This window comes from Amycolatopsis sp. NPDC059021 (assembly GCF_042739895.1).
GTDB lineage: Bacteria > Actinomycetota > Actinomycetes > Mycobacteriales > Pseudonocardiaceae > Amycolatopsis.
On sequence record NZ_JBHYIQ010000024.1, the window covers coordinates 36,527 to 57,904 of the forward strand.

21 protein-coding genes and 1 tRNA gene are annotated in these 21,378 nt (G+C 69.6%); 5 read left to right on the top strand and 17 right to left on the bottom strand.

Annotated elements, in window-relative coordinates; genetic code table 11:
* Nucleotides 1-110: 110 nt before the first annotated feature.
* Nucleotides 111-1,571 carry a flavin-containing monooxygenase gene (locus ACFWX1_RS16775; RefSeq protein WP_378388158.1) on the bottom strand — a complete coding sequence of 487 codons (1,461 nt, stop codon included), beginning with the start codon at nucleotides 1,569-1,571 and terminating at the stop codon, nucleotides 111-113.
* Nucleotides 1,572-1,646: 75 nt separating this feature from the next.
* Between ACFWX1_RS16775 and ACFWX1_RS16780 the strand changes: the two genes are divergently transcribed.
* Nucleotides 1,647-2,246, top strand: coding sequence for a TetR/AcrR family transcriptional regulator (locus tag ACFWX1_RS16780; RefSeq protein WP_378388160.1), 600 nt, complete (start codon nucleotides 1,647-1,649; stop codon nucleotides 2,244-2,246).
* Nucleotides 2,247-2,468: 222 nt separating this feature from the next.
* Complete coding sequence (locus ACFWX1_RS16785; RefSeq protein WP_378388162.1) at nucleotides 2,469-2,918, top strand: hypothetical protein; 450 nt, start codon at nucleotides 2,469-2,471, stop codon at nucleotides 2,916-2,918.
* A gap of 1 nt (nucleotide 2,919) precedes the next feature.
* On the opposite strand, the gene ACFWX1_RS16790 is transcribed toward ACFWX1_RS16785, so the two are convergent.
* Complete coding sequence (locus ACFWX1_RS16790; RefSeq protein ID WP_378388163.1) at nucleotides 2,920-3,141, bottom strand: DUF3618 domain-containing protein; 222 nt, start codon at nucleotides 3,139-3,141, stop codon at nucleotides 2,920-2,922.
* Between the two features lie 124 nt (nucleotides 3,142-3,265).
* Here ACFWX1_RS16790 and ACFWX1_RS16795 point away from each other — a divergent pair.
* Nucleotides 3,266-3,339, top strand: a tRNA-Leu gene (locus ACFWX1_RS16795).
* Nucleotides 3,340-3,465: 126 nt separating this feature from the next.
* Here the strand turns inward: ACFWX1_RS16795 and ACFWX1_RS16800 are convergent.
* The gene (locus tag ACFWX1_RS16800) at nucleotides 3,466-3,999 is read right to left on the bottom strand and encodes a dihydrofolate reductase family protein (RefSeq protein WP_378388165.1); all 534 of its coding nucleotides are present in this window, start codon (nucleotides 3,997-3,999) and stop codon (nucleotides 3,466-3,468) included.
* A 67-nt stretch (nucleotides 4,000-4,066) separates the two neighbouring features.
* The gene (locus tag ACFWX1_RS16805) at nucleotides 4,067-4,420 is read right to left on the bottom strand and encodes a DoxX family protein (RefSeq protein ID WP_378388166.1); all 354 of its coding nucleotides are present in this window, start codon (nucleotides 4,418-4,420) and stop codon (nucleotides 4,067-4,069) included.
* A 116-nt stretch (nucleotides 4,421-4,536) separates the two neighbouring features.
* Here ACFWX1_RS16805 and ACFWX1_RS16810 point away from each other — a divergent pair, with 116 nt between their 5' ends.
* Nucleotides 4,537-5,379, top strand: coding sequence for a patatin-like phospholipase family protein (locus ACFWX1_RS16810; protein ID WP_378388168.1), 843 nt, complete (start codon nucleotides 4,537-4,539; stop codon nucleotides 5,377-5,379).
* Between the two features lie 11 nt (nucleotides 5,380-5,390).
* On the opposite strand, the gene ACFWX1_RS16815 is transcribed toward ACFWX1_RS16810, so the two are convergent.
* The 3 genes from ACFWX1_RS16815 to ACFWX1_RS16825 all read right to left on the bottom strand — a co-directional run bounded on the left by ACFWX1_RS16815 (nucleotide 5,391) and on the right by ACFWX1_RS16825 (nucleotide 8,460).
* Entirely contained in the window at nucleotides 5,391-6,239 is an 849-nt protein-coding gene (locus ACFWX1_RS16815; protein ID WP_378388170.1) for an FHA domain-containing protein, read from the bottom strand.
* A 91-nt stretch (nucleotides 6,240-6,330) separates the two neighbouring features.
* Entirely contained in the window at nucleotides 6,331-8,097 is a 1,767-nt protein-coding gene (locus tag ACFWX1_RS16820; RefSeq protein ID WP_378388171.1) for a serine/threonine-protein kinase, read from the bottom strand.
* Between the two features lie 162 nt (nucleotides 8,098-8,259).
* Nucleotides 8,260-8,460 carry a hypothetical protein gene (locus tag ACFWX1_RS16825; protein ID WP_378388173.1) on the bottom strand — a complete coding sequence of 67 codons (201 nt, stop codon included), beginning with the start codon at nucleotides 8,458-8,460 and terminating at the stop codon, nucleotides 8,260-8,262.
* 112 nt (nucleotides 8,461-8,572) lie between these two features.
* On the opposite strand from ACFWX1_RS16825, the gene ACFWX1_RS16830 reads away from it, so the two are divergent.
* The gene (locus ACFWX1_RS16830; protein WP_378388175.1) at nucleotides 8,573-10,069 is read left to right on the top strand and encodes a hypothetical protein; all 1,497 of its coding nucleotides are present in this window, start codon (nucleotides 8,573-8,575) and stop codon (nucleotides 10,067-10,069) included.
* Nucleotides 10,070-10,495: 426 nt separating this feature from the next.
* Here the strand turns inward: ACFWX1_RS16830 and ACFWX1_RS16835 are convergent, their stop codons facing one another.
* From ACFWX1_RS16835 to ACFWX1_RS16880, 10 genes are all read right to left on the bottom strand, one after another.
* Nucleotides 10,496-11,680 carry an amidohydrolase family protein gene (locus ACFWX1_RS16835; RefSeq protein ID WP_378388176.1) on the bottom strand — a complete coding sequence of 395 codons (1,185 nt, stop codon included), beginning with the start codon at nucleotides 11,678-11,680 and terminating at the stop codon, nucleotides 10,496-10,498.
* The gene (locus ACFWX1_RS16840; protein WP_378388178.1) at nucleotides 11,677-12,804 is read right to left on the bottom strand and encodes an MAB_1171c family putative transporter; all 1,128 of its coding nucleotides are present in this window, start codon (nucleotides 12,802-12,804) and stop codon (nucleotides 11,677-11,679) included. Before ACFWX1_RS16840 ends, ACFWX1_RS16835 begins: the two co-directional genes overlap by 4 nt.
* Nucleotides 12,801-13,310 carry a hypothetical protein gene (locus ACFWX1_RS16845; protein WP_378328581.1) on the bottom strand — a complete coding sequence of 170 codons (510 nt, stop codon included), beginning with the start codon at nucleotides 13,308-13,310 and terminating at the stop codon, nucleotides 12,801-12,803. Before ACFWX1_RS16845 ends, ACFWX1_RS16840 begins: the two co-directional genes overlap by 4 nt.
* A 50-nt stretch (nucleotides 13,311-13,360) precedes the next feature.
* The gene (locus ACFWX1_RS16850) at nucleotides 13,361-13,822 is read right to left on the bottom strand and encodes an XRE family transcriptional regulator (protein WP_378388180.1); all 462 of its coding nucleotides are present in this window, start codon (nucleotides 13,820-13,822) and stop codon (nucleotides 13,361-13,363) included.
* Between the two features lie 442 nt (nucleotides 13,823-14,264).
* Nucleotides 14,265-15,509 (bottom strand): hypothetical protein, encoded by a 1,245-nt coding sequence (locus ACFWX1_RS16855; RefSeq protein ID WP_378388182.1) that lies wholly within the window; start codon nucleotides 15,507-15,509, stop codon nucleotides 14,265-14,267.
* A complete protein-coding gene (locus ACFWX1_RS16860) occupies nucleotides 15,506-17,158 on the bottom strand; it encodes a putative N-acetylmannosamine-6-phosphate 2-epimerase (protein WP_378388184.1) in 1,653 nt (550 codons plus the stop codon). Before ACFWX1_RS16860 ends, ACFWX1_RS16855 begins: the two co-directional genes overlap by 4 nt.
* Entirely contained in the window at nucleotides 17,155-18,000 is an 846-nt protein-coding gene (locus tag ACFWX1_RS16865; protein WP_378388186.1) for a carbohydrate ABC transporter permease, read from the bottom strand. The genes ACFWX1_RS16860 and ACFWX1_RS16865 overlap by 4 nt, the downstream gene beginning before the upstream one ends.
* On the bottom strand, nucleotides 17,997-18,899 hold the full coding sequence (locus ACFWX1_RS16870) for a carbohydrate ABC transporter permease (RefSeq protein WP_378388187.1): 903 nt from the start codon (nucleotides 18,897-18,899) through the stop codon (nucleotides 17,997-17,999). The genes ACFWX1_RS16865 and ACFWX1_RS16870 overlap by 4 nt, the downstream gene beginning before the upstream one ends.
* Before the next feature lie 4 nt (nucleotides 18,900-18,903).
* On the bottom strand, nucleotides 18,904-20,211 hold the full coding sequence (locus tag ACFWX1_RS16875; RefSeq protein WP_378388189.1) for an ABC transporter substrate-binding protein: 1,308 nt from the start codon (nucleotides 20,209-20,211) through the stop codon (nucleotides 18,904-18,906).
* 29 nt (nucleotides 20,212-20,240) lie between these two features.
* A complete protein-coding gene (locus ACFWX1_RS16880) occupies nucleotides 20,241-20,975 on the bottom strand; it encodes a GntR family transcriptional regulator (RefSeq protein ID WP_378328588.1) in 735 nt (244 codons plus the stop codon).
* Nucleotides 20,976-21,378 lie beyond the last annotated feature (403 nt).

The following is a 21,378-nucleotide window of genomic DNA, read 5'->3' on the forward strand; positions in this document are numbered from 1 at the left end:
CCGCCGCACCGCCCCCCGGCCCCCCCCCTCCCCCACCCCCCCCCCCCCAGACTGATACTCACACCGCCCGGGTGGTGCGGCGGGTGCTGGAGTCCTTCACGGACCGATGATCAGCCGAGGAGTTCGTAGTCGGACTGGCGCACCTTGCGCGTCGCCAGCCAGTAGCGCCAGGTGAAGCCCGGCCAGATCGTCCGGTTGACGCCCTTCGCGTCGAGGTACCAGCTCTTGCAGCCCCCGCGCGTCCAGATCCCCTTCGCCAGCTTCCGCTGGATCTCGGTGTTGAACCGCTCCTGCGCCTCCGGCCGCGCGTCGAGCGCCTTGCCGCGGGCGAGCCGCAGCGCCTCGGCGACGTAGCGGATCTGCGACTCGATCATGAAGACCACCGAGTTGTGGCCGAGGCCGGTGTTCGGGCCGAGCAGCAGGAACAGGTTCGGGAACCCGGACACGGTGATGCCCAGATGCGTCCGCATCCCCTCGCTCGCCCACTCCTTGCCGAGATCACGGCCGTCCTTGCCGAGGATCTCCAGCTCGTCGAAGGCGTCGGTGACGTGGAAGCCGGTGCCGTAGATGATCGCGTCGACCTCGTGCTCGACCCCGGCCGCGTCGACGACGCTGTGTTCGCGAACCTCCGCGACGCCGTCCGTGACGACGTCGACGTTGTCCCTGGCGAGCGCCGGGTAGTAGTCGTTGGAGATCAGGACCCGCTTGCAGCCCATGGTGTAGTCCGGGGTCAGCTTGGCCCGCAGTTCCGGATCCTTGACGGCCTTGTCGATGTTGCGCTTGGCCAGGCGCTGGCCGAGCTTCATCACCCACGACTGGCCGTTGAACCCGAGCGCCCGCGCTTCCAGCCGCCAGTAGACGAAATCGCGGTAGGCCCGCTGCGCCAGGGGCACCGAACGGAACAACCCGCGCAGCCAGCCCGGCATCGCGCGGTCGGGCTTGGGCATGATCCACGGCGGGGTGCGCTGGAACAGCGTCAGGTTCTCGACGTCGGGGGCGATCTTCGGCACGAACTGTACGGCGCTCGCCCCGGTGCCGACCACCGCGACGCGCTTGCCCGCCAGGTCGTAGTCGTGGTCCCACTGCGCGGAGTGGAACGCGCGGCCAGCGAACTTCTCGATGCCGGGCAGGTCCGGGATCATCGGCAGGTGCAGCGCCCCGATGCCGAGCACCAGCGCGCCGGCGACGAACTCGTCGCCGGACTCGGTCACGACGTACCAGCGGTTTTCGTCGGCGTCCCAGCGAGTGCTGGTCATCTCCTGGCCGAAGCGGACGAAGCGGCGAAGGTCGTACTTGTCGGCTACCCGGCGCATGTAGCCCCAGATCTCCGGCTGCGGCGAATAGGCGCGTGACCAGCCGGGATTCTGCTCGAACGAGAACGAGTACATGTGCGACGGGATGTCGCAGGCGCAGCCGGGGTAGCTGTTGTCGCGCCACGTCCCGCCGACGTCGTCGGCCTTCTCGAGGATCACGAAGTCTTCGCGCCCCTCCTTGCGGAGCTGGATCGCCATGCCGAGGCCGGAGAACCCGGTCCCGACGATGACGACCCCCGTTTCGGTGCGCTTGCCCATCTGCCGACCTCCCGCGTTCCTGTTACCCGGAGTCCATCTTACTCGGAGTAGGTTACTGGCGGTAGAGTGTTACCCGTGACCACCGCCAAGCGCAAGCGCATGCCCCGGGCCGAACGCGAACGGCAGATGATCGAAGTCGCCGAGCAGGTGTTCTCGGCACGGGGATACGCGGCGGCGTCGATGGACGAGATCGCCGAACTGGTCGGCGTCTCGAAGCCGATGCTGTACGAGTACTTCGGCTCGAAGGAAGGCCTGCTGCTGGCCTGCATCCGGCAGTCGAGGACGGAACTGCGCGACGTCACCGCCCAGGCGACCGTCGGCGCCGAAACCGCGGAGGAGGCACTGCGCCGCGGCATGCTGGCGTTCTTCGTCTTCATCCGCGAACGACGGCAGGCGTGGTCACTGCTGCGCCACGAGATGGCACTGATCGGCACGCCGGCGGCGGACGAGATCGAGCAGATCCGGCGCCAGCAGACCGACCTGATCGCCGCGCTGGTGAGCGCCTACCTCGCCGACGACGATCACCTGCGCGCGGAGGCCGCCGCCGAGATCGTGGTCGGCTCGAACGAACGGCTCGCCATCTGGTGCGAGCGACACGAAGAAGTCACCCCGGAGATGGCCACCGAGTACGCGATGGACGTGCTGTGGTCGGGACTGGATCCCCGCCACGGGTGATCTGCTCGTGAAGATGCCCGTGCATTACGCCATTCGGTCGTCACTCAGAGCACATTCCACTCCGTGTCTTGTGACACAGAGTTGTATTACGGTATCGATAACACGGACAAAGTGTGCTGGACTGTCACAGCCGCGCAACGAGGCGGGCGACTCCGTCATGCGCGCGCGGTGGCCGAGTCCCAGTCCGTGACGCATGCTGATGAGGGGAAGGGGTGAGTGCAGATGGTGGAACCGATCACGGCGACCTACGTCCAGGAGGACGCCGACTGGACGATCACGGTGAGCGGCCATGGCAAGGAACTGACCGCCAGGGCTCCCGGCATCATCGCCGCCAGGGACCGGACGGACCAGCTCGTGGAGAAGCTGGCACCCGAAGGCAAGTCGACGGTGGTGCACCTGCTCAACGGCAGCGCACTCGAGTTCACCACGGCCTACATGACCGCGCGGCTCACACTGCCGGAGATCGCTCCGCTGGAAGTCCCGCCCTCGGCCACCGCCCCGAAGCAGGCCGACGCACCCGCCGCGGAGAAGACCAGCGGGAAACCGCAGCTCCCGCCGAGCAAGCAACTCCCCAAGGCCGTCGAGGACCGCAAGCCGGAGGAGCAGAAGACCGGCGACACCAAGGCCAAGGCTTCCGCCAAGGCCGCGACGCCGCCGGCCGCCCGCGCCTGACTCAGCGGAAGAGCTTGCGCAGCAACAGCACCCCGATGAGGGCGCCGACGCCGATCAGCGGGAACTTGATCTTGGGCTCGTTCAGCTTGGCCCTGATGCCCTGGCTCGCCTGATCGGCGAGCTTCCGGGGATTGGCCTTGGTGCCGAGCTGGTCGAGCGTGGAAGCCAGCGCGTTCCTGGCCTGCTCGATCTCACGCTCGATGGTCTCGGGGTCGCGAGCCACGTGTCCTCCTCGCCGCTTCGGGACTTCAAGCGCCCACGTTAGAGGACACCCCCCGCGCACCCGGCACTGGCCACGCCGAGCGGAGCCGGCGAACCCGCGCGCTACGCTTCACCGAGCAGTACTGGGGGCCGTAGCCCAATTGGCAGAGGCACACGGTTTAGGTCCGTGCCAGTGAGAGTTCGAGTCTCTCCGGCCCCACCCGATTGGCCGATCCCTGCTCGCCGCTGCGCGGCTTCGCGGGATCGGGTGGTCATTGTCCTGGGGGCCGAGCCCCCAGACCCCCACGGTGCGGACGGTTCCCGAACCAGCGTGGTCCCGCCGCGGTTACTTCACTACGCGGTAGCGGAGGTCGATTACTTGCTCGGCCTCGCTTCGGATCAGTTCCAGTTTCGCTGGTGGGCCGCCGGGGCTGTCGAAGAAGCGGACGCCGTCGCCCAGCAGGACGGGGACGAGGTGCACGACGATCTCGTCGACGAGTCCCCTCGCGACGCATTGCCGGGGGACGCTGCCGCCGGTCACGACGAGGTTCTTCCCGTCGGCGGCCTTCAACGCGACATCGACGGCGTCCGTGATGTCGCCGGAGAGCAACGTGATGGACGGGTCCGGCGTGGTCCCGGGATCCCGGTGGGTGAGCACGAAGATCGGGCCGGTCCACGCACCGCCGTAGGGCTTCGTGCGCTCGTCGCCGAAAGCGTCGAGATTGCGGCCGCCTGCCATGAACGCGCCGGTCGTCCGGATCACCTCGGCGGCCTCCGCCGTCGGCGCGGAGTGACCGAAGGCCCAGTCCAGCCCGTCGTCCCGGTCCGCGATGAAGCCGTCCAGGGACATCGTCATGTGCCAGACCACTTTCCCGGTCATCCCGTCCCCTCCTCGAGAGTGGTTCGCTCACGAAGAGACTGCACCGGAGAGCCGTAGGCGTCCAGGCTCAGTGCAGGAAGGCCAGGACCGCGCTCGCCGCCGCGAAGGCCAGGAAGGCGCCGGGAAAAGCGATGTTGCCGAGCACCCGGGCACGGATGTGCGCGACGACGGCGCCGACGTAGAACAGCGTCAGCCCGATCGCGGCGGCGATCCCGAGGATCCGGAAACCCAGGAGCCCCAGCAGAAGACCGGCCGCGCCCGCGCTCTTGAGCGTGGCGAGCAACGGCAGCCACGACGGCGGGACGTCCACCGCCGCCGAGTTGGCCAGCACGAATTTCGCCCTGGCGAAGTCGGCGATGGCGATCGCCGCGTTGATCGCGATGGTGACGACGGTGACGGCAAGGTAGATCTGGGTGTTCACGGACCTCGGCTCCTCGGGCGACGCTGATGGATCACTCACTCCGACGACGTCCGCCGCGCGGGAAAGGTGACCGGGCCCTTGCGTTCACACCGGTGTCAAGGGTGGAGGCTGGTGCGGTGACGAACGATTCTTCCGCGAACCTCGCCCTGGTCCTCGGTGGCGGCGGGCTGTCCGGCATCGGCTGGCTGACCGGCGTACTGGCCGCGCTCGAAGCGAAGGGCCTCGACCTGGCGTCGCGGGCGGATCAGGTCGTCGGCACGTCCGCGGGTTCGGCGGTGGCCGCGCAGGTCCTGCAGGAGGGCGCGCTGCGCAGATACGCGACGACCACGCGACCCGACCTGCTCAATGACGAACTCACCCCGCGAATGCCGCTCGACGTCTTCTTCGAGTCCGTCACGAAGGTGCTCGAGAGCGGGAAGCCGGCGGCCGGAATGCTCACCGACCTGATCGACTTCTCGGTCGCCCACCGCACGATCGATCCCGGTGCCAGGGCGGCGGTGATCCGGGCGCGGCTTCCCCGCCCGGAGTGGCCCGACGCCGGTCTGGCCGTGGTGGCGCTGAACCGGTCCGGCCGGGTCGTGCTGACCCGCGAGTCCGGCGTGCCACTGGCCACGGCGGTCGAGGCGAGCTGCGCGGTGCCGGGGATCTGGCCGGTGGTCCGCATCGACGGCGCCGACCACATCGACGGCGGGATGTTCACCACGACCAACGCCGTCCTCGCGCGCGACCACCGCCGGATCGTGGTCGTCAAGCCCATGCGCGAGCCGGTGCCCGGCCTCGACCCCGAGGAGGCCGAAACGCTGGAACGGGCGTTCGTGATCGAGCCGGGAGAACACGCGAATCGGCTCTTCCCCGCCGACCCGTTCGATCCCTCGGGACGCGCGAGCGCGGCGCTGGCCGGGTACCTCGAAGGCCTGGAGCTGGCGGACGACGTCGCCCGGTATCTCGGGGCCGGGTAAGGAAACCCGGGTCAGTCCGCCGATTCCGGTGCGGGCGGCTCGTCGAGCAGCGCGAGATCCGGTGGCACCAGCGTCGTCGTGTTCATCACCAGTTCGGTCAGCAGGTTGTGGTTGAGCCAGTTGCCGACCGGCTCGGGCACCTCTTCCTTCGTCAGTCCCGCCACCGGCTGCCGGGCGTGGGCGAGCCGGTACCGGACGTTCGCGACGACCCGCTCCACCTTGCGGTAGCCCCACTCCGCGTCCGGCTGCAGCTCGGCGAGCAGATCGGCCACCTGGACACGGGACAGTGGCTGCGGCCGCGCCTCGTGCCGGAGGTAGCGCTGTCCGAGCGCGACGAGGACGAGGCGCTCGTGCGGTTCCAGGCGCCAGGTCCTCGGGGTGTCGGTGGGCTCGGTGTGCACGGCCGTCGGCTGCTCGCCGTTCGACCCGACCACGTACACCTCCAGCAGGTGCTCGCGGTCCGCCGAACCCCGCAGGAACATCGGGGTGTACCCGGAGGTGAGCGGGACTTCCTCCTCCTCGGGGAACAACCACCGCGACTGCGGCAGCCGGATCGGCAGCCGTCCGGTGTTGCCCACCCACCATTGGCCGCGGCGGTGCGTGAGCACGCCCTGCTGCCTGCTGACCCGCCGGTCGTCCTCGCCGACGCAGACGTGCACCTCGTCCTTGTTCCGTCCGAAAAGGACAGTGCGGTTCTCGCGCGGGCCGACGGTGTACCCGCCGCCGATCGCGAGCGCGGAGATCGCGCCGGGGGCAGGCGTCCTGGCGGCACCGGGGTTGCGGGGCGCGACACCGAACGCCAGGCTGCCGTGGTCGCTGGGCAGTCTGCGGCCTTCGCCGTCACTCGAACGAAGTCTCACGGCGGTTCCTCCTCACGGTTCACGGCAGCCGGACGAGCCGGTCCCGCGATCAGCGTAGGGCCGGAGTGCCGGGACCCCTCCCGCGCGACGTTCAGCTCGGCAGGGCCGTCGCGGCGGCCCGTCCGATGTCGGTCGCCGTCTGGCAGAAGTCCTTGCCCGGCTTCCTGCCTTCCACCTCCACCAGCACGAGCTCGACCGCCTTGCGGCCACGCTGGTCGGCGTACGGACGATGGACGACCCGCACCCTGCACGTCCCCTTGCCGCCTTCGTCCTCGCTCTCCACATACGCCTCGTGACCGAACAGCTGAGTCGGCCCGCCCGAATCCGCGGTCAAATCCGTGTTCTGATCGAAGAGGACATGCAGCTCCGTGTAGTCGGTCGTGCTCTTCCAAGCGCACTTCCAGTTGCCGAAGCCGACCTCGGGGTGGATCGCGTCGATACCGGGGATACCGGCGAGCGCGCCGCCGTTGAACAGGCCGCAGGCATCGAAGTTGGCCAGCGACGCGGGATTGAACGGCTCGCGGCGAGGCAGGCGCCCCTGGCGGAGCTTCGCGACCACGCTCTTCGTGGCGACATCGGCCATCCCGCACAGGTCGGCGGTGGGGTTCGTCTGCTTCGCGGTGACCCGCGCGTCGACCTGCTGCGTCACCGAGATCCAGCGATCGCACTCGTCACCGCTGCGCGGGTTCTTGTGCACCGCGAACTCGCCCGGCGCGATAGCGCGAGGCACCCCGGGGTCCGGCGCCGTGAACTCGAACTTCAGGTCCACCTGCGTGGGAGCGCCCACCTCGACGAAGATGTCACACCGCTCGAAACCGCCGTAGTCGTTCTGCAACTTGACTCTGCCGAACTGGCGCATGGTGTCCTGATCCGCCAGCGCGCACGGATCGACGGTGCGCGGGTCGCCGATGACATCCTCGTCGGACGGTGCCGTCATCAGCGAGACGAGGAGGACGGCGACCGCCGCGATCACGAGGACGGCGGCGGTGCCGCCCAGCCAGTACACCCGCCGGCGCCGGCCACGGCCCTGCCGTCCCGGCGGGGACGGCGGCGGAGTGATGGGCGGTTCCCAGCCGCCGGCGCATTCCCGGAGCCGTTCGGCCACCTCGGCCGTGCCCGGCCGCTCCCCCGGCCGGGTACGGAGCATGTCGGCGAGCACCGGGGCCAGCGGGCCCGCCTGCCGCATCGGCGGGATCGTGCCCTTCCTGGCGCGTGCCAGCACCGCCTCGGGGTGCCCGGTGCCGAACGGCGGAGTGCCCTCCACCGCGGCGAACAACGCGGCGCCGAGGGAGAACACGTCGGACGCCGTCGTCGCCGGTTTGCCGTTCGCCACCTCCGGGGCCACGTAAGCCGCGGTGCCGGTGATGCGGCCGTCGTCGGTCAGCGTCACGTCACGCCAGACGGCGATGCCGAAGTCGGCCAGCTTGGCGAGGTCGTTCTCGGTGACGAGGATATTGCCCGGCTTGACGTCGCGGTGTACGACGCCCCGGAAGTGCAGCGCCTCCAGCGCCGCCGCGACCTGCGCCCCGATCCTCGCGACCCGCTCCGGCGCCAGCGGGCCGTCCTCGATGAGCTTGTCGAGACTGCGCGAAGGCAGGTACTCCATCACGAGCCAGCATTCGTCGTCGTCGACCGTGTCGAAGACGGAGACGACATTCGGGTGATACACCTGTGCCGCGTTCTCGGCCTCCCGCCGGAACCGGTCACGCTCCGTTTCCCCGCGCAGGGAGTGCGGCCGTTTGAGCGCTACCAGCCGTTTCAGCTTCCGGTCGAAAGCGCTCCATACGACACCATTGGAACCCGAACCCAGCTCGTCTTCGAGCCGGTACCGACTGGCGATCACGTCCCCGGTGCGCATTGAGCGCATCTTAGTAGTCACGGAGAGCGGCCAATAGCGGGTTCGAGAATAACGGCTGTACTGTTGGAAGTTACCGGACGGTTCACCAGAAAATGCCGGAATCGGTTCGGCCGGGCCCGCCACCGCCCGCGGCGCCACCACCGGGCGCCCGCGGGCCGCCGATCACGGCCCGGCGCCGGTCGCGGCCTTGCCCGGAACGTCCGGCCGCCCGTCGATGACCGAACCGACCACAATGGACACTCGAATCGCGGAAAGCCGCCACACCCGGTGATCACGAATCCACAAAGGACCGATGGCGACCGGATCAGGCGCGTACTCGTGTCGCGCCCGCCGGTTCCGCCGTCTGCCGCAATCGGTGATCACTGGTCTACGCCATTGGGGCAGTGCCGCTTTTCCTTCCGGCACCGGCAACTTAACGTCGAGGGGATACCCCGGACACCGTGGAGTCCGGGCCGCCGGACGGCAGGGGACCACGATGGTCAGCAGACGTGACGTGTTACGGATCGGCGGCGCCGCGCTCGCGGGCACGCTGATCGATTCAGCCGTGCCTGCCGGACAGGCGCTCGCGGTGCCGCCACCCGGCCCGGAAATCCCGATGACCCCGTCGCCGCTGCCCGTCGGCCGGGGCTGCTACCTGACGTTCTGCCGCATCCCGACGGCGGGACTGGACACCTGGAAGTCCATCATGGACAGCTTCGCCGAGGACGGCGTCGAACGCGTCGTGCTGTGGATGGGCGGTGCCTTCCGGTCCCGGAAGTACCCGATCACGTGGCGGTACAACCGGTCCCATCGCAACGTGCGGGAGAACTTCGTCGGCGAGCTGATCGATTACGCGCACACCAAGGACATCCGCATCCTGCTCGGCTTCACCCCCTACACCTACGACGGCACCAACCAGTACGCACTGGAACGACCGGATCTCAAGGCCCAGCAGTCCAACGGCCGCCTCGCCCGGATGCAGGGCATCCATTCGTGGGGCTACAACCTCGACCCGACGAAGGCGGACGCGAAGCGCTTCATGCTCGAATACGCGCGCGAGATGTACTTCGACTTCTACCCGAACGCCGACGGCCTGCTCATCGAATCCTCGGACATCGACATCTGCACCGGCGGCGACTGCGGCGGGCCGAGGCACTACTACGAGATCGAGTTCGAGTTCGTCCGCCGGCTGTCCGACGAGGTCTGGGCACACGATCCGGACGCGGACATCCTCGTGCACCCCAACTACTTCGTCGGCGGGCCCAACGGAGCCGAACTTCCCTACGATCCGCGGTGGACGGTGATCTTCAGCCCGTGGACGGTCAACCTCGAATTCGCGAAGAAGGTGTCACGCGCCTACTACTTCGATCTGGACGTCATCAGCCAGCCGCCGGGCAACGTGCGGGCGAGCGTCCGCTGGGTGCGCGATCACGGTTTCGCCTCGTACTTCCCCTCGCAGGAGTTCTTCACCTTCGTCGCCGAGCACGCCGAATTCGGCGAAACCAACCTCGTCGGGCAGCAACTGCGTCCGTTCGGGTTCGACTTCATCGGCCTGGACGAGAATCCCTACCGGGACCCCGTGGTCGCCGTCAACCGCGTCGCGCTGCGCGAGTACGCCCGCAATCCCGAGCTGTCCGACGCGGACTTCCGCGAGCGGCTGGGCCAAGCGGCGTTCGGGGACGACGCGACCGATCAGGACGTCGCCGATCTGCTGTTCCTGCACGACTTCTGCTACGGACGCGACAAGTCGCTCTTCTCCCTCGCCGTCCAGGCCGACCCGCGCGCGATGCGGGACCGGCTCGAGCGGGGCCTGCTCGGCCTCGGCGACCTGCGTGCCATCCAGACACGTCTCGACGCGCTGCCCGCGGTCGCCGAGCGGCTGCGCCGGTCCCGGAACCCCGCGGTCCGGTGCCTGACCCAGCACACCCGCCTCATCCAGCACAACTGGGACTCCGACGCCCGCGACCTCCTCGCCGCCCACCTGCGCCACTGATCCAGCTCTGTCCGCCGGAGCGGTGTCGCGAATGGGACATTGGCGACGTTGAATGTCCCCAATGTGCCGTTCGCGGCACCATTCATCAGGACGGCTGAGGCTTCACACGGCGATGGCGCGCGTCGCGAACGCTCCGTTGGGGACGTTGATCGTCCCCAACGGAGCGTTCGCGACAAAGGACAGCGGCGAGTCGGTGGCTCCGGGCCGAGCGTCCTCGACATGCCCCTTCACGACCCGCTGAAGTGCCCCCACGCGAAGCTGTCCACAGCCACCCCGGTTATCCACAGATTCGCCGGGCACCCTCCCCACGCACCCCCTGCGCGATAGGCTGGTTGCAGGGGTGCCCCCGGGAGGGTGGGGGTATACCCAGAGGATCCCGAACACTCATATCCGTCCACTGTGGACCAAGCAGCACCAGACCCGGGGTCAGGCGGGGACGTGGGCGCGTCCCCCTGTGAGGACGAATTCGACGTCGCGGAGCGCGCTCAGGTCGGTCAGCGGGTCGCCGCGTACGACGAGGACGTCGGCCCGCAGGCCCGCCGCCAGCCGCCCGGTGTCACGGAGATCGAGGGCTTCGGCGGCGTTCACCGTGGCCATGTCGACGATTTCGGCGTTCCCGAAGCCGAGTTCGGCGAAGAATTCCAGCATGCCGACGTAATCGTCGAACCGCGCGCCGGGGACCCCCGCGTCGGTGCCCGCGATGAACAGCACCCCGGCTTCCCGCATGCGCCGGATGGAATCGACCAGCGCGTCCGCGTTCGGCCCGAGCTGGGTGAGGAACAGCCGCCAGTCACCGGAAACGCACCGGCACACCCCGATCCGCCGCGCGGCGATCTCCCGCGCTAGGTCGTGGTCGTAGCGCAGTCCCGCTTCGACGCGCCACGAGCAGTGTTCCAGCGTCCGCACCCCGGCCTCGACGCAGTGCGCGATCGTGTCCGTGCCGTGGGCGTGCGCGGCGACGCCGAGGCCGTATCCGGCCGCCTGCGCGACGATGAGCCGCAGCTGCGCGGCGGTGAACTGGGGTTCCCACATCCGCGGCCCGCCGGGCGTCAGCGCGCCGCCCGACGCCATCACCTTGACGAGGTCCGCGCCTTCCACGGCGACGCGCTTGATCCGCTCGCGGATCTCGGCGTCCGTGCCGACTTCGCCGCCGAGGAACCCGCAGTGCCCGCCGGGACAGGTCAGCGGCGACGTTGCGGCGAGGATCCGGGGCCCGGCAAGGGTTCCGGCCGCGATCGCGTCCCGCAGCACGACCGACAGGGCGTCCCGGTCACCGAGGTCGCGGGCGGTGGTCACCCCGGCGGACACCAGCTGCTGGGCCCGTCCCGCCATCCCCAGCAGCAGCTTCGCCGGGTCGGCGTCGGCGACCGCGGTGAGCGGATCGGCGCTGGAGTCGAACGCGAGATGGACGTGCGAGTCGATCAGTCCGGGCAGGATCGTCCCCCCGGGAAAAACCCGCCGCGGCGTACCCGGCCCGGCCACCCGCTCGACGTCCTGGCGCGGCCCCACGGCACGGATAACGCCGTCCTCCACCAGGACGGCGCCGTCGTCGACGAACTCGCCCGCCGGTCCGACGAGCACCCGCGATCCGCTGAGCAGCAAAGCACTCACGCGCGACTTCCCGCCAGAGCGTTCGACACCGCGACGAGACCGAGCACATCGGAATTCATGTCGCTCCCGTCCGGGATCGCCACCGACACCGCGTTCAGCGCGTTACGAGGATCCTCCTCGCCCGGCTTCAGTGCGAGGGCGGACCTGATGTATCCGGCGAGTTCCCCGGGGGTGCAGCGGCTGACGTCCTCGCCCTTCGCGGCGATCGCGATGTACGGGCTGAGCCGCACGAGCCCGTCCCGGCATTCGATGAGCCTGCGGTAGAACCCGCGGTGGGTGCGGCCGAACCGGAACCGGCCGTTCTCGGGACGCTCCAGCATCAGCTCCGGGAAGGCCCGGTTCAGCGCCGACCAGAGCGGGTCCAGTTCGCGGTAGAGCCTGCGGTGCAGCAGCCACGAGCGGATCGCCCCGATCAGCTGAACCACCGCCGGCAGGCACATCCCGAGCGTGACGAGCACGAACGACGCGTTGGAGATCGGCCAGTTGATCGCGTTGAGGCCCTTGAGCGGCGGGCCGCCGTTGTAGCGGATGATCACCCAGATCGCGCGGTTGACCGAGGTGAGCATGAGCCCGGCGAGGCCGAGGGTGATGATCCACAGCGCGATCGTGAGGTACCGCGACGCCGGGACCGAGTACCGCAGCGCCCACAGCCCGCTGACGAGGTACGCGTAGACGAAGTAGATGTTCCCGACGATGTAGAACCACGCGATCGGCGCTTCGGTGATGTGCGGTGTGGACAGCGTGTGCCCGCGCAGCGCCGCGGGTGTCACGATCATCAGCACCAGCATCGTGAGCAGGGTCGCGGCGAGCAGGAGCCCGTCGATCCGGAACCGGCGGCGGCTGGCGGGCCCGTCCCCGCGCGTCGCGTAGACGAAAAAGGACACCAGCGCGAACAGCCCGCCCATGACCAGCGCGTTGTAGGCGACCTTGGCCACACCCGGCGTCGTCGCGTTGTCGAGGGCCTTCGTCACGACCGTGAGACTCAGCGCGTGGCCGAGCGCGAGCAGCCACAGACACGCCACCAGCAGGCGGAGCAGCCGGTCACGGGCGGAGCGGACGAGGTCGACGGTCTTCCAGAGCGCGCCGATCGTGAGCGCGACCAGCAGGGTGATCTGCAGGCTCACAGCCAGCCCCTGCGGCCGTTGAGCGCGGTCTGCAGTGCCCGGCCACCGGGCACCTGCGGGGCGACGTAGTTGATGACCGACGCCCATTCCAGGATGATCGTCGCCACCGTTTCCGCTTCCCGTTCCTGATCGGCGTCGTAGTGCGTCCGGCGCAGCAACGCGCGGCGGACGACATCGGGAGCGATGTCGGGGTAGAGCCGTTGCAGCAGCGCGTCGTCGGTTTCGTCACTGCTGTGCCCGGCGACGATGTGGCCCACCTCGTGCAGGATGATGTGATCCTGGTGCGTCTTCGTGGTTTCCCGCTGATAGAGGATGTAGTCGGTGGTGTCGCTGGCGAACCAGACGCCGAACTCGCCCGGCACCGGCAGCGGGTAGTCGACGAGCTTGATCGGCCTGCCCCGGTGTTCGGCCAGCCGGTCGCACAGCCCGCGTACGTCAAGCGGGGCCTGGATGTCCAGTTCTCTGAGCAGGCGGCGGCACTGTCGCCGCAACACCCGTTCCTTCATGGTGGCCGTCCCGGTTCGCCGCGTGCACCGGGCCCAGCGGGCCGGTGATCTCAGGTATCCCGACCATCATGGCCTCTTTCGAGGCGGTACACCATATCCACCATGTCGACGATTTTCCGGCGGTTCTCCGGGGAGAGTTCGCCCGCCCGGCTGGCCATCAACCGGATATCGCCGGAACCGGTGGCCGCTTTCAACGCGGCCAGTTGGTCACGAAGCCGCCCTTCGACCGCGTCGTCGAAGAAATACCCGGCGGGAACACCGAAGAAGTCCGCGATCGCCTTCAGATGCTTGAAAGTTGGATTGTCTTTCTGGCCGTTCCGCAGCATCCACAGGTAATTCTCGCTGAGGCTGCCCCCGGCGGCGACCACCGCCCTGGCGACCTCGCCATTGGTGTAGGGCCGCATCAGACGCCCGTCCTGCACGGTGTCGAACAGGTAGTTCAACCGATCGGCCAGCGTCGATCCCGGCCCGGAAGCCTGCGGCTTCTCCGCATCCCCGTCGCTCATGGCCACCCAAGCCCCTTCCTAGCGAGTCAGCGTCGATCGGGTGCTGACCCGGAATCGTAGTAGACAGTTCCTCCACCGACAGTGGCCCCGGACGGGGGTGGCGCTTTGCCGTCGGTGGACAGTTCCCTTCACTCTCTCGCCTCGTAACCCGGCCTTAAACCCACGCGGGTTGACTAACGGTCTCATGTCAGTGTACTAACTAACTCGGGGCTTCACCAACGTGAGACCTGGTGCGGAGGTGGCATCCCCGGTGCCCGCCATCCGCCTGCCGAGATGGCACTCCGCCTGCCAGGAAGCAAGAACGACGGGTCCGGCCGTCTAGGGGTCGGCCGGACCCGTCGTCAAGCCTCTTTCCCCGAACTGAATCGGGGCTACCCGGCGGATTCGGCAGCGTTATCTGTCGCTCGAACAAAATAATGAGATCCCGGTCACCGACAAACGTAGTGGGTCAAACGGAGCAGGCGCGCAGCAGCCGGACCGCTTCGGACACGGCGAGTTCGGCGCCACCCGCGGCCACGGGCGAGATGTTGACCTCGTAGACGTCGGTGTCGTAGGCCGCGGCGCCGGGCAGGTAGCCGAGGTACCCGCTCGTGTAGCCCACCAGCGTGATCGGTCCGTCCACTTCGGACTCCAGGGCGGTTTCGACGGCGAGGTAGGGCTCCCCGCCGAAGCCGATCATGCCCAGCTCGCCGAGCTGGACCGCGCTCACCACCAACCGCGGGTCCCCGATCCTCGCGGACGCGGCCAGCTCGGCTCCCTGCAACGCCGTCTCGGCTTCGCGCACCGCGACCGGGTCTCCCGTCCGGCGGGCCGCGTCGAGCCGTTCCCGGATGGCGCGTGTCTCCGGCACCGGTTCGCCCGCACGGCCCGGCAGGGCCAACGACCACGTCCGCGCGCCGGCGAGCGGACGGCGGCCGAGGTCGACCGGCGTCCCCGGCTTCCTGACCAGCGCGAGGATCTGCTCGGCGGCCAGCGCGCCGAGCCGGTCCAGCTCGCCGGGGCGCTGCTCCCGGCGATGCGGCCGGGTGCTGACGTCCCCCGCGGCACCGGTGGCCACCACCGCCCAGCCGCCGAGCCGCGCGGCCACCGCGCGCCGCACCGCCCCGGCGAGATCGGCGCTGACCAGCAGGTTGTCCGCGCCCAGCACGGTCGGATGCACCGGCAGCACGACGAGGACACCGAGCACCAGCTCCCGGTTGCGCGCGGCCAGCACGGTCACCGGCACGTCCGCGCGGGGAGACGGCCCGCTGCGCTGCCCGCCGACGTCACCGATGAGTCCCTTGTGGACGGTGAGCTGACCGGGCACCTCGGCGATCATCGCCCGTGCGGCCGCGCGCTCACCGGTCCGGAGCAGTGGACTGGTCCACTCGGGCGGGGTCCGGCCGCCCCCGGGGTGACAGCCGACCTCCGGGCCGGAATGCGTGTGCGTCGCCGAAAGCCACACCAGCTCGGGACACGTCCGCAGCGATCCGGCCAGCCTGCTCAGCAACGGACCCGCCAGATCGGTGTTCACCGCGGGCAGATCGGCGACGACCCAGGCGAAGCGGCGCGGGCCCGCGCTGATCGTCACCGCGTGCACTTCCAGCGCGTCGAGCGTGCCGGTGCTCGTCCCGGCCCGCGCGGCGTAACCGCCGAGCGGGGTGCCGACGGGCACGTCGAGGACGGCCCGGCCGTGACCGATCCGCACGCTCATGAGAGCGCCTTCGCGAGCCGGGTGGTGATGGCCATCGGGTTCGTGATGGCCGTGCCGACGACGACGGCGTACGCCCCGGCATCGACGGCCGCACGCACGTCCTCGGCGCTGCGGTAGCGCCCCTCGGCCACGATCGGGCAGTCGAGCCGGGCCACCAGCGCCGCCACGAGATCGACGTCCGGCCCCTCCGGCACCGGGCCGCCGGTGTATCCGGCCAGCGTCGTGGCGACGACGTCGGCGCCCGCTTCCCGCGCCATGACGCCCGCGGCGACGGTGTCGACGTCGGCCATCACCGGCACCCGCAGTTCGTCGTGGATCCGCCGGATCTGCTCGCCGAGTGTGCCGCCGCCGGGTCGCGGGCGGCTGGTGCCGTCGACGGCCACCATCGCCGCCCCCGCCCGCACGACCTCGGCCGCGGATTCGAACGAGGGCGTGATGAACACCCCGTCCGGCGAGGCGACCTTGTTGATGCCGAGCACCGGTATGTCCACTTCGGACCGGATGGCGGCGACGTCGGCGGGCCCGTTCGCGCGAATGGCGCGTGCGCCGCCCGCGGCAGCGGCGGCGGCCATCCGCGCCATCGAGGCCGGGCCGTGCAGCGGATTGCCCGGCTGGGCCTGGCAGGACACCAGCAGCGCACCGGACGGAAAGGGCAGCGTGTCCAAGGTGATCTCCACAGCGTTCTTCACGAGGGCCTCCTCGGTCGGTGGAAAAGCCGCCGTACCACGGTGTACGTGCAGGAGACGGGCATACGGCCCCGGCTCGGCCGTGGCGAGGCGGACGGCCCCGTCGAGCGGGTCGCCCGCCGGCGGGACGAGCCGCGCCGCCGGGGCGAGGTCGGCCAACCGCTCGCGGAGCGGGGCCAGCAGCAGCTTGCCCGCCTCGAACACCCGGCCGGTGCAGGCCACCGGGACGGCGTCGCCGTGGTCGAGCACCCGCACCGCCGCGGCGGCGGTGTGCGCGAGATCCCCGGCGGCGCCCGTCACGATCGCCCCGGCGACCGCGTCCCGGCGGGCGGCCGCGGCGAAGACGTCGGGCGCGAACGACGCGACGGTGGCGACCGGGGCCGGGGCCTGGTGGATCCGTTGCGCCAGCCCGGGTCCGAGGCCGTAGCGGCGTTCGGCCGCGGTGGTGAGCGTGGTCGCCTCGCCCCGGCCGTCCGCGGCGGCGAGCACCGCGGCGAGCCCGGCCCGCCCGATCGCGAACCCGCTCCCGGAGTCACCGAGCAGGTACCCGCTGCCGTCGACCTTCCGGTACTCCCCGTCCTTGCCGACCGCCAGGCACACCACCCCGGTCCCGGCCGCCAGCACGACGCCGTGCCCGCGCCGCAGCGCCCCGGCGTGCGCGGTCACCATGTCCTCGCACAGCCGTACCTCGGCGGCCCCCAGCACGGCGGCGATCGCGACGCCGAGCCGGTCGAGATCCGCGGGCTCGGCCGGGCAGCCGGTCAGGCCGAGGCACGCGACGCCGACCGGGCCGGACAGCCCCGCGTCGAGCGCCGCGACCCGCACCGCCGCGGTGATCGTGGCGACCGGATCGCCCTGCCGGTAGTCGAAACCGGGGCCACGGCCGATCCGGGGCTCGGGACCGGACAGCAGCCGCATCCCGGTCTGCCCGCTGTCGACCGCGACCCATGTCCGGGTACTCATCGGATACCTGCCGACATCGTGACGCCCTCGACGAACCGGCGTTGCAGCGTCACGAACAACAGCACGGTCGGCAACGCGGCGAGCAGCGCGGCGACGAGCATCATCGGCACCGCCGCGCTGCCCAGGTTGTTCGCCTGCATGGCCGCCAGGCCCACCGGGAGCGTCCGGTGGTCGTCGTCGGAGGCGACCAGCAGCGGCCACAGGTGTGAATCCCAGTTGAGCATGAAGATGAACAACGCCAGCGCCGCCATCGGGCCCTTCACCACCGGCGCCACGATCGACACCAGCGTGCGCAGATCGCCGGCGCCGTCCAGCCGCGCCGCCTCCAGCAGTTCGTCCGGGACGTTGCCGATCGCCTGGCGCATCAGGAAAATCCCGAACGCGCTGGTGCCGGCGGGGACGATCAGCCCGGCGAAGCTGTCCACCCAGCCGAGCGAGTAGACCAGGCTGTACAACGGGACGTAGATGATCTCGACCGGGATCATCAGCGTCGCCAGCACGATCATGAACGCGGCGTCGCGGCCCCGGTAACGGAACTTCGCGAAGCTGAACCCCGCCGCGGTGCAGGTCAGCACGTTCAGCAGCGTGACACTGATCCCGACGACCGTGCTGTTGAGGAAGTACCGCGCGAACGGCGTCTCGGTGAACGGGAGGGTGACGTTCTCCCAGGCGAATTTCGTCGGCAGCCAGCGCAGCGGGACCGACAGCACCTCCGACGACGGCTTGAGCGCGGTCAGCACCGCGTAGACCAGCACGGCGACGAATACCAGGCCGCCGAGCCCGGCCACGATCAGCGTCGTCGCGCGCCCCGCCCGCGCGGCCGGAGTCCGCCGCCCGGTCATCGGTCCCTCCTCGCGAACACCTTGAGCTGCAGCAGGGTCAGCCCGAACAGCAACAGGAACATGAGCACCGCGACCGCGGACGCGCGGCCCATCCTGGCGTTCTCGAACGCGGTCTTGTACACGAACAGGTTCACCACCTGGGTACCGAAGCCGCCGTTGGTGAGCACCAGCTGCGGGCTGAACGCCTGGAACCCGCGGATCACCGCCATCACCGAGCACACCGCGGTGACCGGGAGCAGCATCGGCCAGGTGATGTAACGGAAGCGCGCGAAGGCACCCGCACCGTCCAAACGGGACGCTTCGTAGAGTTCGCCGGGAATGGACTGGAGCCCGGCGAGGAAGAGGATCAGGAAGAACCCGGTTTCCTTCCACACCCCCATGAGCACCAGCCCCCACATCGCGCTGCCGGAACTGGTGAGCCAGTTGAGGTGCAACCCGAGCGCCTGGTTGAGCAGGCCGTCCGGGTTCAGCACGACGCGCCAGATCACCGACACCGCGACCCAGCTGATCGCCACCGGCAGGAAGTACAGCAACCGCAACAGGCCACTGCCGCGTGCCCGGGTGTTGAGGGCGTGGGCCAGCACGAGCGCGAGGACGATCGCCGGGACATAGGTGCCCACCGCGTACACCACGGTCTGCCACAACGCGGCGCCGAACTGCGGATCCGTTGCCAGATAAGCGAAGTTGTCGAATCCGACGAACTCGGGCGGCGCGGTCAGGCTGTAGTCGAACAGGGACAGGTAGAACACCCGCAGCATCGGGTAGATCGCGAAGGCGAGGAACAACGCCATCGCGGGCACGGCCAGCAGGATGCCGACGACGTCGCGCCGCCGCACCGGCTTGTTCCGCCGGGGCACCGGGGTTTCCGGTGCCTTGGGCCGGATCGAGAGCACCGCCATCCGCTCAGCTCCCCAGGCTGCGGTTGATCCGCTCGGCGGCCTTCCGCGTGGCCTCCGGGATCGCGACGCGGTCGAAGACGGTGTCGTTGACCATCCCCATCACGGCGTCCTTGATCTCGGCGTAGTGCGGGGCGACCTCGTCGAACTTCCCCTTCTGATAAGCCGCCGACCAGACTTCGAGGCCGGGAACCTGTTTGCCGGCGGGGCTGGTGTCCCAGTCCTTCACCGGCTGGATGAACTTCACGTCCGACAGCCAGCGCTGTGACTGGCTCGCGAGGTAGGCGATGAACTGCCAGGCCTGGTCCTGGTGCTTGCTCGCCCTGCTGACCGCCCAGTAGTAGCCGTACCAGCGGTTCACCGGATTCGCCGGGTTCACCTGTGGCAGCGGGACGAGCTTCAGCTGGTTGAAGGTGTCGGGGTTGCTCTGCCGGATCTGCTCCATCGCCCACGGGTAGACGATCGCCATCGACTGGCGTCCGGTGGCGAGGTCGCTGAACGGCGAAGTCGCCTCGCGCGAAGTCTTGTTCGGGTCGGCGGTACGTCCTTCGCCGGTGGCGAGATCGGTCCAGAGCTTCAACGCCGCTTGCGCTTCTGGCGTCGTGACGGTCGCCTTTTCGTGCTTCTGGTCGGTGATCGTGCCGCCGGTCTCGTTCAGCAGCGTCTGCAGTTGCTGGGTGTACCAGCCGGAATGCAGGTACAGGAAGCTGAACGCCTGGGTGTGCTGGGCCGCGGCGAGTTTTTTCGACGCCTCGGCCACGTCCTGCCACGTCTTCGGCGGCGCGTTCGGATCGAGACCGGCGTCGGCGAAATGCTTGGTGTTGATGGCGAACGCGGTCGCGTTGAACTCGCTCGGCAGGCCGAAGAGCTCCTTGTCGGCCGACGCGCCGTCCAGCGTCCCCGGTACGTAACGCGCTTTGAGCGCGTCCGCGGACTGCACGCCGAACGCGCCGAGGTCGATCGGGGCCAGCAGGCGCTTGGGAAGATACTCGCCGCGCAGCGCGCTGTCGTCCATGTTGAGCACGTCCGGGCCGGTGCCGTTGCTCATCGCGGTCAGCATCTTCGTGTCGAACTCGTCGTTCGGGATCTGCTGGTACTTGATCTTGACGTTGGGATGCTGCTGCTCGTACTCCGCGATGAGCGCCTGGTTGAGCTTGATCATCGGCGGATGGGTGTGCGACCAGAACGTCAGCGTCACCGCGCCGCCGGAGTCACCGCCGCACGCGGTGAGCACGCCGGTGGCGAGGATCGCGGTGAGGATCCCGGCACCCGCCGTCCGGATCTGCCGCAGGCGTCGGATTCCGCGCATGGCCATGATGCCTCCAGGTGGATACGGGATTCGGGTCAGCTCAGCGCACTGCGTTCGGCCGTCCGGCCGGGCCTGCGGAGATCGGCGGTGATGGCGTACCGGTCACCGCGGTAGGTCGCCTCGCAGCTCTCCATCACCCGGCCCCGCGCGTCGAGGCTGATCCCGCGGATGCGCAGGCAGGGCTGGGTGACCGGGATCTGGAGTTGTTCGGCGGTCCGCTGGTCCGGCAGCACGGGGTCCAGCTGACAGGTACCGGTGACGATGTCGGTGCCGTAGCGGGTCGCGAGCAGCTCGTACCAGGAGCTGTTGAGGTCGTCGATCGCGAGACCCGGCACGTAGCGATCCGGGACGAAGGTGCGCTCCAGCGCCATCGGCGCGTCGTCGGCCAGCCGGAGCCGGACGAACTCGACCACGAGGTCGCCTGCCGGGATCCGCAGCAGCCTGCACCGCGCGCGATCACCCCGGCGGCGGCGCAGTTCGAGCGTGCGGCTCGCCGGCCGCATGCCCCGCCGCCGCATCTCCTCGGAGAACGAGGTCATCGCGAGCCTGCGGCTGACCTTCGGCCGCGACGTGAACGTGCCGCTGCCCTGCCTGCGCACCAGCAGGTCCTGCAGCACGAGGTCGTCCATCGCGCGGCGCAACGTCATACGGGCCACCTGCCAGCGGACCGCGAGTTCGCGCTCCGGGGGCAACGGGGCACCTTCGGGCAGGAGGTCGACGAGGTCGAGCAGGCGTGCCCGCACTTCGCCGATCTTTCCGGGGGCCGTCATCCTGCCCTCCTCACCGCCGAATCCGAGGCCGGGCGACCGGATCCAGCACACGCCATGGGCGCGGCGCGGCCAAGGCCGCCCGCGAGGTCCGATGGACCAATCCGTCCGCCGATGATGCCTCAGCGGACCGGGTCACCAGTAGGTTCCGGGCGCGAATTGGTCTGACAGTGGTCTACTTCCCGGCGTCCGGGCGGCCGAACGTGTGACACGAAGTGCGCGACAGTGGAACACGGGGTCCGGGAAGGTGGGACACGCCGCGTGGCGGGGAGGCACCGGTCGTGTCCCACGTCCGGTCCCGGCGCGGAACCCCCACGAGGTACGCCGTGAATGCCGCCCTAACCGCAATTTGCGCTGTGAATGAGGCCCTCAAGGGCAGAGGTGATGAGGGGGTGGGGGGGCGGTG

Excerpts from the sequence above, each read along its gene's own strand:
- ACFWX1_RS16775 (WP_378388158.1), bottom strand. The coding sequence starts at position 1,571 with ATGGGCAAGCGCACCGAAACGGGGGTCGTCATCGTCGGGACCGGGTTC.
- ACFWX1_RS16785 (WP_378388162.1), top strand. The coding sequence starts at position 2,469 with ATGGTGGAACCGATCACGGCGACCTACGTCCAGGAGGACGCCGACTGG.
- ACFWX1_RS16800 (WP_378388165.1), bottom strand. The coding sequence starts at position 3,999 with ATGACCGGGAAAGTGGTCTGGCACATGACGATGTCCCTGGACGGCTTC.
- ACFWX1_RS16820 (WP_378388171.1), bottom strand. The coding sequence starts at position 8,097 with ATGCGCACCGGGGACGTGATCGCCAGTCGGTACCGGCTCGAAGACGAG.
- ACFWX1_RS16830 (WP_378388175.1), top strand. The coding sequence starts at position 8,573 with ATGGTCAGCAGACGTGACGTGTTACGGATCGGCGGCGCCGCGCTCGCG.
- ACFWX1_RS16845 (WP_378328581.1), bottom strand. The coding sequence starts at position 13,310 with ATGAAGGAACGGGTGTTGCGGCGACAGTGCCGCCGCCTGCTCAGAGAA.
- ACFWX1_RS16855 (WP_378388182.1), bottom strand. The coding sequence starts at position 15,509 with ATGAGCGTGCGGATCGGTCACGGCCGGGCCGTCCTCGACGTGCCCGTC.
- ACFWX1_RS16860 (WP_378388184.1), bottom strand. The coding sequence starts at position 17,158 with ATGAGTACCCGGACATGGGTCGCGGTCGACAGCGGGCAGACCGGGATG.
- ACFWX1_RS16865 (WP_378388186.1), bottom strand. The coding sequence starts at position 18,000 with ATGACCGGGCGGCGGACTCCGGCCGCGCGGGCGGGGCGCGCGACGACG.
- ACFWX1_RS16870 (WP_378388187.1), bottom strand. The coding sequence starts at position 18,899 with ATGGCGGTGCTCTCGATCCGGCCCAAGGCACCGGAAACCCCGGTGCCC.
- ACFWX1_RS16875 (WP_378388189.1), bottom strand. The coding sequence starts at position 20,211 with ATGGCCATGCGCGGAATCCGACGCCTGCGGCAGATCCGGACGGCGGGT.
- ACFWX1_RS16880 (WP_378328588.1), bottom strand. The coding sequence starts at position 20,975 with ATGACGGCCCCCGGAAAGATCGGCGAAGTGCGGGCACGCCTGCTCGAC.